Source organism: Rathayibacter sp. AY1D5 (assembly GCF_002932515.1).
Taxonomy (GTDB): domain Bacteria; phylum Actinomycetota; class Actinomycetes; order Actinomycetales; family Microbacteriaceae; genus Rathayibacter.
Genome location: NZ_PSVU01000028.1, coordinates 36,200 through 50,555 on the forward strand (window position 1 = coordinate 36,200; position 14,356 = coordinate 50,555).

The following is a 14,356-nucleotide window of genomic DNA, read 5'->3' on the forward strand; positions in this document are numbered from 1 at the left end:
GTCGCTGAAGCCGTCGGCTACCCCGCCGGGTCGCTCTCGAGCCGGGGAACCCCCGGCCGTCGTCCTGCACCCACCGGCGGTCGCCCGGGCAGCGCCGGCGGCCGGGTCGTCACGCGGCGGCCGGTCGGTGTGGTCCAGTCCGCTGTGCCGTCCGGATGGAGCAGATACGTCCACCGGTCGCAGTGGCGCACATGGTGGTGGGCGACGCACAGGGAGGCGAGGTTGTCGGGAGTCGTCTCTCCCCCGTTCCGCCATTCGACGCTGTGGTCGGTCTCCGTCGAGGACGCCGGCCGGGTGCAGCCCGGGAAGCGGCAGGTCTGGTCGCGGAGGCGGACCAGCAGCCTCATCCTCGGCGGCGGGAGGCGGTGGCGGCGCCCGACGGAGACGACCGCGCCGGTCTCCTCGTCGGTCAGCACGGGAGTGAAGGCGGCGTCGTCGTCGATGAGCGCTCGCACCGCCTCGGCGGGGATCGGCCCGTAGCCGTCGAGCTCGGCGGCCGCCTCGTCGTCACCTGCGGCGGTGTTCGCCGCCACAGTGACTCTCACCTCGGCCCGCAGCCCGGTCGAGAGCGCCGCGGCGCCCTCCGGAGTGGTCCCCGCCACGTCCCCGTGGCAGAGCAGGTCGGCCCACGCGTCGGCGCGGAGCTGCGCCAGCGTCCGCAGATCGCGGTCCCCTTCGGCGCCGTCCCGCAGGTCCCTCGCGATGCGGTCGAGTCGGGCGAGCGCTCCGACGGCCTCGGGCGCGGGGACGTGCGCGCAGACCGTCGCCATGCCGTCGATCCCGGCTGTCATCCACACCCGGCGGTCCTCGCGGGCGCGAGCGTGCCGCTCGGCGAGGGGCTCGTCGTGCAGCTCCTCCCGCACCCGCGCGAGGGCGTGGCGCAGCTGCCCCGGGGTCAGCGTCTCCGCGAGGTCGACGGCCCGGTCGTCGTAGGCCGCGCGCGCCGCTGCGGGGAGGGTCGCCGCGACGGAGCAGATGAGCTGGCCGGCCTCCCAGCGCATTCTGGCGTAGGCGAGCGCGGAGCGGGTCCGCGGCAGCTCCTCCATCAGCAGCGAGGCGTGCAGCAGCTCACTGGCGGCGGTGCGCTCGGAGACCCCGAGGGCGACGGCGAACTCCGCTCGGACCGACCGTTCGACGAGGTCCGTCGCATCCTTGCTGTCCGCCGAGGAGCCTCGGGCGAACGCGTCGGGACAGGTCAGCGCCGCGCAGTGTCCCGCGTGCAGCGCCTCCGCCGCGGACAGGAGCACCGGGGAGGCGCTCCTCGCGAGCGCCGCCGCCCGGTCGCCGAGGGCGAGAACCTCTCCTCGCACGGTCTCCGCATCAGCCATTCCTCCAGCGAAGCAGCAGCTGACGAGCTGCGGAGCTCGAACGAGGCGTCCCCGGGAGATCAGCGTCCGACGACGACCTGTGGAGGACCATCCGACCGGACCCGCGCGGACTCAGCGCGCGAGCCGGATCTCCAGGATGCCCGCCCGGGGACCCGGCGAGGTCAGCGCCGGCTCCAGCGCTCCGCGGGTCGCCGCACGACGGTGGCCCCACCCGTAGGCGCGCGCGAGAGCCTCCAGATCGGCGTTCTGCGGGGTGAACTGCACGCGGTCGAACGCATCGGGATGCGAGCTCGATGCGACCTCGAGTCCGTCGAAGATCGTGCCGCCCCCGTCGTTCACAACGACGAGCTGCACGCGCGGGCGTCGCTCTCCGGGCGGGAGGAGGAGGCCGCCGGCCTCGTGGAGCAGAGTGAGATCGCCGAGGACCGCGCGGGTGACTCCGCCGGCTCCCTGCTCGGTCGCCTGCGAAGCCACCGCGATCCCGAGAGCCGTCGAGATCGTGCCGTCGATGCCGGCGAGGCCGCGGTTCGCCAGGACGGATATCCGCTTGCCCGGCAGGGTCCCGTCGGCGACGCGGATCAGCCGTGACGCTCCGAACAGCAGCCGGTCGTGCGGCCAGGTGACCTTCCAGACCGCGGCGACGACGAAGTCGCGGGTGAGCGGTGCCCTGATCGCGGCGAGGGCGTTGCGCGCGTAGCCGCGGCGGTCCTCGACCGACATCGACCCCGCGTCGGGGACCTCGTCCAGCTCGTCGGGGTCGACCGTCAGGGCGCGGCTCGCGGACACCCAGGATCCGGCCCAGGCGCGCTCGCCGCGCTCGGGACGCGGCGACCCCTCGGGGCGGACCACGTCGACGCCTCCGACGCGGCGGGCGCGCCGGCCGGGGTTGTAGAACTGCTCGCGCACGGCGTCCACGACGATCACCTCGACGTCCTCGCGCCGCAGCAGCTCGGGGACCTCGCGGGAGAGCGTCGGGTGTCCGAGCACGATCGCCCGGCGGATGCGTCCGCCGAAGTCGGGCTCGCCGAGCAGGCGACGCCAGGCGACGACGAGCTGCGGTCCGAAGCGGGCGCCGGAGGAGACCTCGGCGAGCAGCGGCCAGTCGCCGGCGCGAGCGATCTCCTCGGCCGCGGCGCCCGCCTTGTCCCCGGCGATGACGACCGTGAGCGGCTCACCAGGGCCGGCGGTCACGACGGCACGCGGGATTCCGGATCCGACGGCGGGCGACGAGACCGGTTCGATCCGCTCGATGTCCGGCAGAGCGGAGGAGAGCGGATCGCGGAAGGAGAGGTTCAGGTGGACCGGCCCGCGGCGCGCCGCGGTGACGGCACGGTCGGCGAGCGCCCTCGCGTCCTCGGGCAGGGAGGCGTCGCCCGGAGCAGCGACGTCCTCGAACAGCCGCACGGCTCGCCCGTACAGCTCGCGCTGCTCGGCCGTCTGGTTCGAGCGGATGCCGCGCAGCTCGTCGGGCCGGTCGGCGGTCAGGACGATCATCGGCACGTCCGAGGCGTCCGCCTCGAGCACGGCCGGGTGCAGGTTCGCGGTCGCCGTGCCGGAGGTCGTGATCACGAGCGCCGGCATCCCGGATTCGAGGGCCAGGCCCAGCGCCAGGAACCCCGCGGAGCGCTCGTCGATCCGCACGTGCAGCCGGACGTCGCCGCGGGTCTCGAGCTCGGCCGCCACCAGGGCGAGCGCCTGCGAGCGGGAGCCCGGAGCGACGACGACGTCGCGGACGCCGAGCGCGACGAAGCGGGTGAGGAGGTCGACCGCGAATCGGGTGGAGGGGGCGACCGGCCGGTGCTCAGGCATCCCGGCGGCCGGGGCCGTCGGCCTCGCCCTGCTCGTCCATGTCGGCGAGGTCGCGCTCGAGCTGGGCGATGCGCTCGGCCTGCAGGCGCTCCTCCTCGGGGTCGCGCTCGGTGCGGAGGGTGCCGAGGAAGTCGGGGTCGTCGTCCGGAGCGGTGTAGCGGCGGCCGGCGGCGCGCTGCTTGCGGGGACGGCCGATCCAGAACCACAGTCCCGCACCGATGACCGGGAGGATCAGCACCACCAGGAGCCAGGACCACTTCGGGATCGCCCGCACGGCGTGACGGTTGCTCATCGCGACGTCGATCACGGTGTAGACCGTGAAGACGGCGAGGGCCACGAGCAGGCCGATGACGAGGCGGATCATGGACACGAGTCTACGTCCGGCACCCCCGTCGGGGAGGGTCCGCACGGACGCTGGACAGGAGGCTCCCACGGTGCTCACGGAAGCGCGTGCAGGGGCCGACGTACACTGTCCCGGTGAAACTGAGCCGCGCGGTCGTCGTCTACTCGCTCCTGCGCCTGGCGATGTTCGCCGGCGTCTTCGTGCTGGTGTACCTGCCGGCGCGCACCTTCGTCGACTCGGAGCTGACGGCAGCGGTCACAGCGGGCTTCGTCGCCGCGATCGCGAGCCTGTCCCTCTCCTACATCCTGCTGAGGAAGCCCCGCGAGCGCATCGCGGAGGCGATCTACGAGCGCCGCAAGGACGTCCCGCGCGCCCCGACCGACGACGACGTCGAGGACGCCGCGGTCGACGCGACCCGCGACGACCGCTGAGCCGGGCGATCCCGCCGGCGAGGGCTCCCCTCGGACGCGCTGACCACGCTCGCACCAGGCCCGGCACGCAACAGCCGATATCACCCGAATCCGGCCCACCCGAGCCCGCCTCGTGCGAGCCGCCGCTCTAGAACGCCAGCGCCGCCCCGAGGATGACCGCGTAGGCGAGCCCGCCCAGGCTGGTCAGCTGCAGCGCCAGGATGAGCTCCTTCGCCGTCTTCGCCGTCAGGGTGATCAGGATGGCCGGCAGGATCATCAGCAGCACGAAGAGCGTCAGCCATGCCAGCGGGTAGAACAGCGCGAGGATCACCGCGATGCCGAACGGGATCAGCACGAAGCCCGTGTAGATCGCGCGGGACACGGCCGGTCCCGCGAGGACCGCGAGGGTCCGCTTGCCCGAGAGGCGGTCGGTCGGGATGTCGCGGATGTTGTTGACCATGAGCACGGCGCAGGCGAACAGGCCCGCCGCCACGGCGCCGAGCCACGACTCCTGGTTGGTGCGGCCGATCTGCACGAACGTGGTGCCGACGGTGGCGACCAGGCCGAAGAACACGAAGACGAAGAGCTCGCCGAGCCCGAGGTAGCCGTAGGGGCGGCGTCCGCCGGTGTAGAACCAGCCGGCCGCGATCGCCGCCGCGCCGACGATCAGGAACCACCACTGCCCCGAGAGGGCGGTGAGCACGAGGCCGGCGACGGCCGCGATCCCGAAGAAGACCAGGGCGACGGTAAGCACCTGGCGGGGCTTCGCGGCTCCGGAGCCGGTCAGCCGCGAGGGTCCGACGCGGTTGGCGTCGGTGCCGCGCACGCCGTCGGAGTAGTCGTTGGCGTAGTTGACGGCGATCTGCAGGGCGAGCGAGACGGCCAGGCAGAGCAGGGCGCGCACCCAGTGCCAGCCCTCGTCGACGACCTGGGTCGCTCCGGTGCCGATGAGCACGGGGGCGACGGCCAGCGGGAGGGTGCGGAGGCGGGCGCCGGCGATCCACTCGCGGGGACCGGCGGGCTTCACGACGACCGTTCGCGGGCTGCCCCCGGGGCGGCCGCTGGAGGACTTCTTCTTGCGACTCGTACTCGACACGGAGGGAATCCTACCCACCGGCCCGTCGACGCTCAGAGCCGGTCAGGCCTGCTCGGCGAGCACCTCGAGGGCGCGGCGGTCGGGCTTCCCGGCGGCGAGGAGGGGGATGCGGCCGACCGGCAGCACGGCCGCGGGAGCGGCGGCGCGCCCGAGGCGGTCGGCGATCAGGGCGCGCAGGTCGGTGAGCGCGGGAGCCTCCTCCGCCGTCACGACGACCGGGACCTCGCCCCACTGCTCGTCCGCCCGCCGCACGACGACCGCGTCGGGGACGGGCCCCTCGCGGAGCACGGCCTCGACGGCGTCGAGCGAGACCTTCTCCCCGCCTGACACGATCACGCGGTCGAGCCGGCCGGTCACCCGGAGGCGCCCGTCGACGATCGAGCCCGCGTCGCCCGTGCGGTACCAGCGCTTCCCGTCGAGCTCGAGGAAGGCGGAGGCGCTGCGCTCGTGGTCGATCGCGCCGTCGGCGTCGAGGTAGCCCTCCGCGAGGGTCGGCCCGCCGAGCAGCACCTGCCCGTCCTCGACGCGCATCCGCACGTCGTGGAGCGGGACGCCGTCGTAGACGCAGCCGCCGGACGTCTCGCTCGATCCGTAGGTCAGGCGGATGCGCGCACCGAGGGCGGCGGCGCGGTCCCGCAACGGCTGCGGCGTCGCCTGGCCGCCGATCAGGAGCGCGTCGAACGAGCGGAGCGCCTCGGCCGCGGCCGGATCGCGCTCGGCGAGATCCAGCAGCCTCGCGAGCTGCACGGGGACCAGCGAGGAGTACCTCCGCTCCCCCGCCGGCATCGTCCGAGCGAGAGCGAGGAAGGCCGCCGCGTCGAAGCCGCCGGCCAGGAGGACGACCGGGTCGGCCTCCGCCGTCAGCGAGCGGACGAGCACCTGCAGTCCCGCGACGTAGTGGGTCGGCAGGCAGAGCAGCCAGCGTCCCGGCCCGCCCAGCTCGGCGAGGGTCGCGGAGGCGCTGGTGAGCAGTGCCGCTGTCGAGAGCGCGACCCGCTTGGGCGGCCCCGACGAGCCCGAGGTCTCGACGACGACGGCGACGCGCTGCGGCACGACGGCATCCTCGGAGGCGGTCGCAGCGCCGGGGGCGGAGACGCGGATCGCCGGGCCGCTGCCGTCCAGGGCCGCGCGCAGAGCGAGGAGGACGGACTCGACCGTCGCGTCGACACCCGCGAGCGGGCGGGTCACCTGCGTGCCCTCCGGCTCAGAACTGCCACGGGAACGGCGACCAGTCGGGCTCGCGCTTCTCGAGGAAGGAGTCTCGTCCCTCGACGGCCTCGTCGGTGCCGTAGGCGAGGCGCGTGGTCTCGCCCGCGAAGAGCTGCTGGCCCACGAGGCCGTCGTCCACGGCGTTGAACGCGTACTTCAGCATCCGGATGGCCGTGGGCGACTTGGTGAGGATCGTCTCGGCCCACTCCACCGCGGTCGTCTCGAGCTCGGCGTGCGGGACGACCGCGTTCACGGCACCCATCTCGTAGGCGCGCTGCGCGGAGTACTCCCGCGCGAGGAAGAACACCTCGCGCGCGGCCTTCTGCCCGATCTGGCGGGCGAAGTACGCCGAGCCGTAGCCCGCGTCGAAGGAGCCGACGTCGGCGTCCGTCTGCTTGAAGCGCCCGTGCTCGGCGGAGGCGAGGGTGAGGTCGCAGACCACGTGCAGCGAGTGCCCGCCTCCCGCGGCCCAGCCGGGGACGGCCGCGATGACGACCTTCGGCATGAAGCGGATGAGGCGCTGCACCTCGAGGATGTGCAGGCGGCCGTTCCGCGCGGAGTCGATGCCCTCGGCGGTCTCGCCGTCGGAGTACCGGTAGCCGTCGCGGCCGCGGATCCGCTGGTCTCCCCCGGAGCAGAACGCCCAGCCTCCGTCGCGCGGGCTCGGGCCGTTGCCGGTGAGGATGACGACGCCGATGCGCGGGTTCGTCCGGGCGTCCTCGAGGGCGCGGAACAGCTCGTCGACCGTGCGCGGCCGGAACGCGTTGCGGACCTCGGGCCGGTCGAACGCGACCCGCGCGATGCGGCCGGAGCGGTCGTGGTGGTAGGTGATGTCCTCGAGTGCGTCGAAGCCGTCGACGGCCGCCCAGCGGTGCGCGTCGAACAGTTCGGAGACCTGCGTCCTCATGTCACGACTCTACTGCTTCGCACTGAACGGCGACCCGACACCGCTCGGGCAGACGGAAGGGGACCCCGCTGACGCGGAGTCCCCCTGCCGGTGCTCGCCCCTACTTGGCGGCGGAGGTGGTGCGGTTCTCGGCCGACACCATCCAGGCGTACTGCTCGAGGCTCTGGATGATCGCGTGGAGGAGGTCCGCGCTGGTCGGGTCCTCCTCGTCCACCTGGTCGTGGACCTCGCGCATGGTGGCGGCGGTGTTCTCGAGGCGGATCGTGACCAGGTCGACGGTCTCGGCCGTGTCGATCTCGCCGTGCGGGTACTCGGGGAGGGTGGTGGTCGCGGCGACGGTGTCGCTGCGGCCGTCCGGGATCCCGTGGAGGGCGCGCATGCGCTCGGCGATGTCGTCGCTGAACTCGCGCGCGGCCTCGATGATCTCGTCGAGCTGCAGGTGGAGGTCGCGGAAGTTCTTGCCGACGACGTTCCAGTGGGCCTGCTTGCCCTGGACGTGGAGCTCGATCAGGTCGACGAGGACGATCTGGAGGCTGTCGAGCAGCTCCTTGGAGGCCTTGAAGCCCTTTTCGGCGTTCTGACGGCGGCTGGTCTTGGCACCGGAGCCCGCGGGGGCTTCGACGTGGCGATCGAGGGTGGTGGTCATGGACCGTTCCTTTCTCTTGCAGTGCCGGGTGCGGTGTCCCGCCCCGAGTCTGGCTTCTTCGGCCTGGACGGCGCCCGCACGCGCGGGGTGCGCGCGCTGGGCGGGGCCCGTGGTTGCGGGGATCAGATCGTGGCGACGGATCCGGAGTCGACGCGGTAGTTCGAGCCGTTCACGAACGAGGCGCGGTCGGAGCAGAGGAAGGCGATCACGGCTGCGACCTCCTCGGCCTCGCCCCGGCGCTTCAGCTCCATGTACGGCCGCTCCTCGTCGAGGAAGGACGAGATCGCCTCGTCGACCGAGGTGCCCCTCTGCTCGGCGCGCTTCGACATCATCGCGTCGGTCATCGGAGTGCGGATGAACGCGGGCGAGACCGTGTTCACGAGGAGGCCCTCCTGCGCGTAGGAGCGCGAGAGGCCCTTGGCGAAGGCGAGGACCCCCGCCTTCGCGGCGCAGTAGGGCAGTTCGTCGTCGTAGGGCTGCACGGCGTCCTCGGAGGCGGTGAGCACGAGCCGGCCCCAGCCTCCGGTGCGGAGGTCGGGGAGGAACTCGCGCACGAGCCGCACGGGACCGAGCAGGTCGACCTCGAGGGTGCTGGTCCAGCCCTCGTCGTCGATCTCGTGGAAGAGGCCCTGCGCCCCCGTGACTCCGGCGCACTGCACGAGGATGTCGATCGCGCCGACCGCTCCGGCCACGCGGCGGTGCAGCTCGGCGAGCTGCTCCGTGCTGGTGACGTCGGCGGCGAAGGCGTGCAGGCGGCCCTCCGGAGCGTCGAGCCCGGCCGCCGCCCGGCCGAGCTCCGCCTGGTCCTTGTCGGTGATCACGACGGTCGCGCCCTACGCGAGGAGGAGCTGCGCCGTGGCCAGGCCGATGCCGGAGTCGCCTCCGGTGACGAGGGCGATGCGGCCGCTGATGCCGAGATCCATGCTGAGGTGCTCCTTGTGGGTGCGGTGCGAGGGGGTGGTACTGGTCTACGCCCCTCGGAGCCGGCCCTCAACGGGTTGCGCGGACGCCGTCGGCGGGGTTACGCGCGGCCGACCTTCTCCGGCGCCAGCTCCTCGATGGTGATGGCCGCGTTGATCAGCGCGAGGTGGCTGAGCCCCTGCGGCAGGTTGCCCCAGAAGGCCAGGTCGTCGACCGCGATCATCTCGGACATGATCCCGACGTCGTTCGGGACCGTGGCGACGAGCTCGTCCATCAGGGCGACCGACTCGTCGTGCCGACCGACGCAGGCCAGGGCGGACGCGAGCCAGAACGAGCAGGCCACGAACGGGTGCTCCTCGCCCTCCATGCCGGAGTAGCGGAACAGCAGCGCGCCGCGGCCGAGCTCCTTCACCAGGGCGTCGATGGTGGAGATCATCCGCTCGCCGCGCTCGTAGCCGCTGGGCGCGTGCAGGAGCACCGAGGCGTCCAGCTCCTCGCTGCCCGGGTACATCACGTAGGAGCCGAGCTCCTCGGACCAGCAGTGCTCCTCGATCCACTCGCGGATGCGGTCGCGCTCGAAGCGCCAGCGGTCGGGGCTGCCCGCGACCTGGCCGAGCTCCGCCAGGTGCACGGCCGAGTCGAGCGCCTGCCAGCAGCCCATCTTCGAGGAGGTGTAGTGCTGCTCCTCCTCCAGCTCCCACATGCCCGCATCGCGGTTCCGCCACAGGTCGCAGGTGGTGTCGGCGACGCGGGCGAGGAGCCGACCGGTCTGGATGTCGAGGACGTTGCCCTCGTCGACGTAGATGCGGCAGATGTCGAAGAGGTCGCCGAAGACGCCCAGCTGCAGCTGGCTCTGCGCTGCGTTGCCGGCGACGACCGGGCCGATGCCGGCGTAGCCCGGGACGTCGAACTCCTCCAGGACGGTCGGCATGGAGCCGTCGAGTCCGTAGAAGATGTGCAGATCCGGCCCGTGCTCCTTGATCGTGCGGAGGAGCCAGGACAGCGCGGCGTGCGTCTCCTCGCGCAGGCCGAAGCGCACCAGCGCGTGCATCGTGTACGCGGCGTCGCGCACCCAGGCGAAGCGGTAGTCCCAGTTCTTGCCGCCGTTGGGCGACTCCGGGAGCGACGTGGTCGCGGCCGCGGCGATGGCTCCTGTGGGCGAGTAGATCAGCAGCTTGAGCGCGAGGGCGCTGCGCTGGACGGCCTCGGACCACGGGCCGTCGTAGGAGAACTCCTCCGACCAGTCCTGCCAGCTGCGGATGGTGCGGTCGATGCCGCGGTCGACGTTCTTCGCGACCGGGAAGTGCAGCGGCTCGTCGTGCGTGGCCGACACGACCAGGACGTGCCGCACGGCGTCCTTGCCCGCGGTCACGACGAAGGAGCCCGTCAGCTCGTCGCCGGCGCCGGAGGGCGCGTCGTCGCCGTCGGGCCCGTGCTCCTGGCCGGTGACGCCGATGGTGATGTCGCCGGCGCGGATGAGCGAGCGGCCGTCGGCGTTCTGGATCCACGGGGAGAACCGGCCGAGTCCCGTTCCGGGACGCACGGCCCACCGCATCCGCACCTCGCCGTCGACACCGTCCACGCGGCGCGCGAGCTCGGCCCACGGGAGGCGGCCCGCGATCCCGGTGACGAGCGCGTCCGTCACGCGGACGGTGCCCGACTCGGTGGTGAAGGTGGTCTCGAGGACGTTCGTGTCGCGGATGTAGGCGCGCGAGACCTCGGCGGGCTCCTCGGGGGCGAGCTCGACGCAGCCGCCGGACTCGGCGTCGATCAGGGCGGCGAAGGCGGGGGTGGAGCCGAGGTCCGGGACGGGCATCCAGTCGACGCTGCCGTCCTTCGCGATCAGGGCGACCGTGCGACCGTCTCCGATCGCGGCGTAGTCGCGCAGGGGCCTGGTCGAGCGGGGTGCAGCCATCCCCTCACCGTAGGGCGCGGGCGGTTTGCCGATTCGGGCTTGCGGGCGGACGGGCTTGCTTGTAGCGCCCGGTCAGGTCGTCGCGACTCCGCCGTACTCCTCGAGGCGGTCGGTGAACTCGCCGCGGTCCTCATCCTGGAGGACCCCGTTCGCGTACCCGGCGAGGAACGCGCCCTGCGGGTCCGGCGAGAGGCCGACTCCGTCGAGCATGTCGGCGACCAGGCCGGTCGGATCGGCGTCGAGGTCCACGAGGCCCAGCTCGATCGCGGGCACGAGGTCGGTGGAGGAGCGCGCGGTGACGATCCAGAGCGCGGCCGAGGCCTCCTCGTCCGCGAGGTCGCCGTCGAGCTCGTAGCCCGCCTCCGACCACTCCTCGGGGGTGTCGGCCACCTCGACGTCGTCGAAGCCGAGGGGCGCGAGCGCTGCAGTGAAGCGGTCGACCGCCGCCTGCCTGTCGGCGTCGGTCGAGACGTCGGCGGCGGCGTACTCGGTCGCCGAGATGTAGTCGTAGAGGAGGGAGGGCCCGCCGTAGGCGTTCTGCGACTGCTCGTAGTACTCGTCGTCGGCCGAGGTCCACTCCTCGGGGACGGCGCCCTCGACGGCCGCGACGGCCTGCTCGGCACTCGCGCGCACGTCCTCCGCGGACGGCTGGCCGAGGATCGTCACGGCGTCGCCGTCCTGGTAGCCGGGGTAGTCGTAGAGCGGATCGGACGGGTCCCCGCTGCCGAACGGGTCGTCCGTCGGGTCGCCGAACGGCTCGGACGGAGCGCTCGTCGACGCGCTGCCGGCGGCGGAGTCGAGCGCGCCGCCCACTCCGACGGCGACGAGCGTGCCGAGCACGCCGGTATAGACGACGCCCACGAGGAGGCTCGTGCCCAGCGCGATCCAGGCGCCCCTGCCGAGCGGGCGGTGGGAGGGGACGGAGCCCTGCGTCGGGCCCGGGGCGGGCGCGGGCGGCGGGCTCATCGGCATCTGGCTCATCGCACTCCTCCGGACTCCAACGGCAGCCTCGTCAGTCTGGCACCTCGGCGAGCGCTCGGAGGAGGGACCCCAGGGGCTTGCGCGCGCGTCGCCGACCTCCCGCGCGCGGGTGGCCGCCGCGTGGCCCCGGCCGGTGGACAATGGCCGGATGGACGACGTCGTGCCCGCCTCCCCGCTCCCCTCCCTCGGCGAGATCGACGCGGGACTCCGCGTCGTCGCTCTGCCGCTCCGCACCCGCTTCCGCGGCGTCGACAACCGCGAGATCGCGCTCGTGCGCGGCCCCGAGGGCTGGACCGAGTTCTCGCCCTTCCTCGAGTACGGCGCGGAGGAGTCGGCGGCGTGGCTCCGGGCGGCGATCGACTACGGCTGGAGCGAGCAGCCGGCACCGCTGCGCGACCGCATCCCGGTGAACGCGACCATCCCGGCCGTCGCACCGCACGAGGTCGCCGCCGTGCTCGCGAGCTACCACGGCTGCCGCACGGCGAAGGTGAAGGTCGCCGAGCGCGGCCAGACGCTGGCCGACGACGTGGCCCGGGTCGTCGAGGTCCGCCGCCTGCTCGGTCCGGAGGGCCGGATCCGCGTGGACGCGAACGGCGGCTGGAACCTCGACGAGGCCGAGCACGCCGTCCACGCCCTCGCGGAGTCCGACCTCGAGTACGTCGAGCAGCCGTGCGCGAGCGTCGACGAGCTGGCGGAGCTGCGCTACCGGGTGAAGTACATGGGCATCCCGATCGCCGCCGACGAGAGCGTCCGCAAGGCCGCCGATCCACTCGCCGTCGCCCGGGCCGGAGCCGCGGACCTGCTGGTCGTGAAGGCCCAGCCGCTCGGGGGGACGCGCCGGGCGCTGGCCCTCGTCGCCGAGGCGGGGCTGCCGGCGGTGGTCTCGAGCGCGATCGACAGCTCGGTCGGACTCGCCATGGGCGCCGCCCTGGCCGCGGCGCTCCCCGAGCTGCCCTTCGACTGCGGACTCGGCACCGCGTCCCTCCTCGCCGCGGACGTCACGGAGTGGCCGCTGCGGCCGGTGGACGGCGGGATCCCCGTCGGCCGCGTGGAGGTCTCGGAGGAGCTCCTCTCCCGTCACGCCGTGTCGCCGGAGCGGCTCGCCTGGTGGCGGGCGCGGCTCCGCGACTCCTACGCGCTGCTCTGATCGTCGGCGGCGGGCGCCGTGTCGGAGGGGCGGCAGAATGGGAGCGTCGGCCGCCGGTGCCCGACGCGTCCCCCACCCTCGAGCATCGGAGCCCCGTGAGCGCATCGACCGTCCCCGTCTTCCTCGACTGCGACACCGGCATCGACGACTCGCTCGCTCTGGCGTACCTCCTCCGCTCGCACCGGGCCCGCCTCGTCGGGATCAGCACGGTCAGCGGCAACACCGACGCCCGCCGGGCCGCCGTCAACAGCCTCGGCCTGCTCGCGCTGGCCGGCCGCGACGACGTGCCGGTCGCCGTGGGGGCGCACCACTTCCTCGAGGAGGACTACGCCGGCGGATCCCCGCACGTGCACGGCGACGACGGCATCGGCGGGGTCGCGCTGCCCGAGGGCGGCGAGCCGGTCGACGAGGATCCGGCCGACCTCCTCCTCCGTCTCGCCCGCGAGCACGAGGGCGAGCTGCGGCTGGTCGCGATCGGCCCGCTGACGAATCTCGCGCTCGCCCTCCGTGCGCACCCGGAGATCGCGTCCCTCGTCCACTCGGTGACGGTGATGGGCGGAGCCGCGCTGGTCCCCGGCAACGTGACCGCCGTGGCGGAGGCCAACATCTGGCACGACCCGGCGGCCGCCGCCGAGGTCGTCGCGGCCGACTGGGATCTGACGCTCGTGCCCCTGGACGTGACCATGCGGCACCTGCTGACGGAGGAGGACCGCGCCGTCCTGCTCGCGTCGCCCGATCCCCTCGCGCAGGCCATCGGGCAGGCGCTCGACTTCTACTTCGACTTCTACGTCGGCCACTTCGGCGAGCGCACCGCTGCCATGCACGACCCCATGGCCGCCGCGATCGCCGTCGACGCCGTCGCCCTCACCTCCGCCCCGCGCGTCCACGTCACTGTCGACGCCACCCACGGCCCCGGCCGCGGCCAGACCGTCGCCGACCTCCGCGGCATCTACCGCGGCGTCCATCCCTCCGACGCCCGCACCCGCGTCGTCCTCGCCCTCGACGCTCCGTTCGCCCCCCACCTCATCGACGTCGTCACCGCCGTCTGACCCTTCCGCCGTCGCCCCCGGCGTCCACCATCGCCACTCGACAGGCACGGATCCGCCCGCAGCCCGTCCATGCCCCCTGTGCGCGACACGCCCGCTCCGCGCACTACTCGACCAGCAGGCACCGCCCCCTGCGCGTCCATCTGCGGGAACTCGATCGGCCCGCTCCCCGCGTTCGTGCCAAGCGATCTCGATACGCGCGCTGCGCGCGCTACCCGATCAGCATGTTCCGTCGACCGCCGTCTACCCCGGCCCTCCCGCGAAGCCCAGCTCATCAGACCCGACTGCGAAGCGGAGCCCACCCGGACCCGACCGCGAAGCGGAGCCCACCCGGACCCGACCGCGAAGCGGAGCCCACCCGCGGCGACCGCGAAGCGGAGCCGTCCTCAAAGCGTGTCCTGGTGGGCGGTCGGCGGGGCCTGGTGGGGTCGATCGCAAGGCGGAGGCGTCGGGCGTAGCGGCGCTACGTTCGTCGCCGACAACGCCGCGAGGGACCCCGCCAGGCCCCGCCGATCACATGCCGGTGTCGAGGCCGGAGTAGGCGTGGAGTCCCTTGAAGAACACGTTGACGACGCCGAAGTTGAACATGACGGCGGCG

The 14,356-nt window shown here is 73.4% G+C and carries 13 protein-coding genes; 3 read left to right on the plus strand and 10 right to left on the minus strand.

The features are described from left to right. Positions 1-17 precede the first annotated feature (17 nt). From C5C82_RS10085 to C5C82_RS10095, 3 genes are all read right to left on the minus strand, one after another. Positions 18-1,328, minus strand: coding sequence for an HNH endonuclease signature motif containing protein (locus C5C82_RS10085; RefSeq protein ID WP_104355012.1), 1,311 nt, complete (start codon positions 1,326-1,328; stop codon positions 18-20). A 111-nt stretch (positions 1,329-1,439) separates the two neighbouring features. Further along, entirely contained in the window at positions 1,440-3,137 is a 1,698-nt protein-coding gene (gene menD / locus C5C82_RS10090; RefSeq protein WP_104355013.1) for a 2-succinyl-5-enolpyruvyl-6-hydroxy-3-cyclohexene-1-carboxylic-acid synthase, read from the minus strand. After that, positions 3,130-3,501 (minus strand): PLD nuclease N-terminal domain-containing protein, encoded by a 372-nt coding sequence (locus C5C82_RS10095; RefSeq protein ID WP_104225908.1) that lies wholly within the window; start codon positions 3,499-3,501, stop codon positions 3,130-3,132. Before C5C82_RS10095 ends, menD begins: the two co-directional genes overlap by 8 nt. Positions 3,502-3,614: 113 nt before the next feature. Between C5C82_RS10095 and C5C82_RS10100 the strand changes: the two genes are divergently transcribed. Further along, positions 3,615-3,911 carry a DUF4229 domain-containing protein gene (locus tag C5C82_RS10100; protein ID WP_104239140.1) on the plus strand — a complete coding sequence of 99 codons (297 nt, stop codon included), beginning with the start codon at positions 3,615-3,617 and terminating at the stop codon, positions 3,909-3,911. A gap of 127 nt (positions 3,912-4,038) precedes the next feature. Here the strand turns inward: C5C82_RS10100 and C5C82_RS10105 are convergent, their stop codons facing one another. The 7 genes from C5C82_RS10105 to C5C82_RS17560 form a co-directional block, all read right to left on the minus strand. After that, positions 4,039-4,986: a 1,4-dihydroxy-2-naphthoate polyprenyltransferase gene (locus C5C82_RS10105; protein WP_374953789.1), complete on the minus strand. Its 948-nt coding sequence runs from the start codon at positions 4,984-4,986 to the stop codon at positions 4,039-4,041. A gap of 42 nt (positions 4,987-5,028) precedes the next feature. Continuing rightward, positions 5,029-6,174 (minus strand): AMP-binding protein, encoded by a 1,146-nt coding sequence (locus tag C5C82_RS10110; protein ID WP_104355001.1) that lies wholly within the window; start codon positions 6,172-6,174, stop codon positions 5,029-5,031. 16 nt (positions 6,175-6,190) lie between these two features. Further along, entirely contained in the window at positions 6,191-7,102 is a 912-nt protein-coding gene (locus C5C82_RS10115) for a 1,4-dihydroxy-2-naphthoyl-CoA synthase (protein ID WP_104355014.1), read from the minus strand. Positions 7,103-7,202: 100 nt separating this feature from the next. Beyond that, entirely contained in the window at positions 7,203-7,748 is a 546-nt protein-coding gene (locus C5C82_RS10120; RefSeq protein ID WP_104355015.1) for a Dps family protein, read from the minus strand. A 122-nt stretch (positions 7,749-7,870) separates the two neighbouring features. Next, positions 7,871-8,569, minus strand: coding sequence for an SDR family NAD(P)-dependent oxidoreductase (locus C5C82_RS10125; protein ID WP_258066064.1), 699 nt, complete (start codon positions 8,567-8,569; stop codon positions 7,871-7,873). 200 nt (positions 8,570-8,769) lie between these two features. Continuing rightward, positions 8,770-10,584: a glycoside hydrolase family 15 protein gene (locus C5C82_RS10130; protein WP_104354999.1), complete on the minus strand. Its 1,815-nt coding sequence runs from the start codon at positions 10,582-10,584 to the stop codon at positions 8,770-8,772. A 72-nt stretch (positions 10,585-10,656) separates the two neighbouring features. Further along, on the minus strand, positions 10,657-11,565 hold the full coding sequence (locus C5C82_RS17560; protein WP_181134432.1) for a hypothetical protein: 909 nt from the start codon (positions 11,563-11,565) through the stop codon (positions 10,657-10,659). Between the two features lie 148 nt (positions 11,566-11,713). Between C5C82_RS17560 and C5C82_RS10140 the strand changes: the two genes are divergently transcribed. Both C5C82_RS10140 and C5C82_RS10145 read left to right on the plus strand, forming a co-directional pair. After that, positions 11,714-12,712: an o-succinylbenzoate synthase gene (locus C5C82_RS10140; protein WP_104354998.1), complete on the plus strand. Its 999-nt coding sequence runs from the start codon at positions 11,714-11,716 to the stop codon at positions 12,710-12,712. A gap of 95 nt (positions 12,713-12,807) precedes the next feature. Beyond that, positions 12,808-13,761 carry a nucleoside hydrolase gene (locus C5C82_RS10145; RefSeq protein ID WP_104354997.1) on the plus strand — a complete coding sequence of 318 codons (954 nt, stop codon included), beginning with the start codon at positions 12,808-12,810 and terminating at the stop codon, positions 13,759-13,761. The last annotated feature ends 595 nt before the right edge of the window (positions 13,762-14,356 follow it).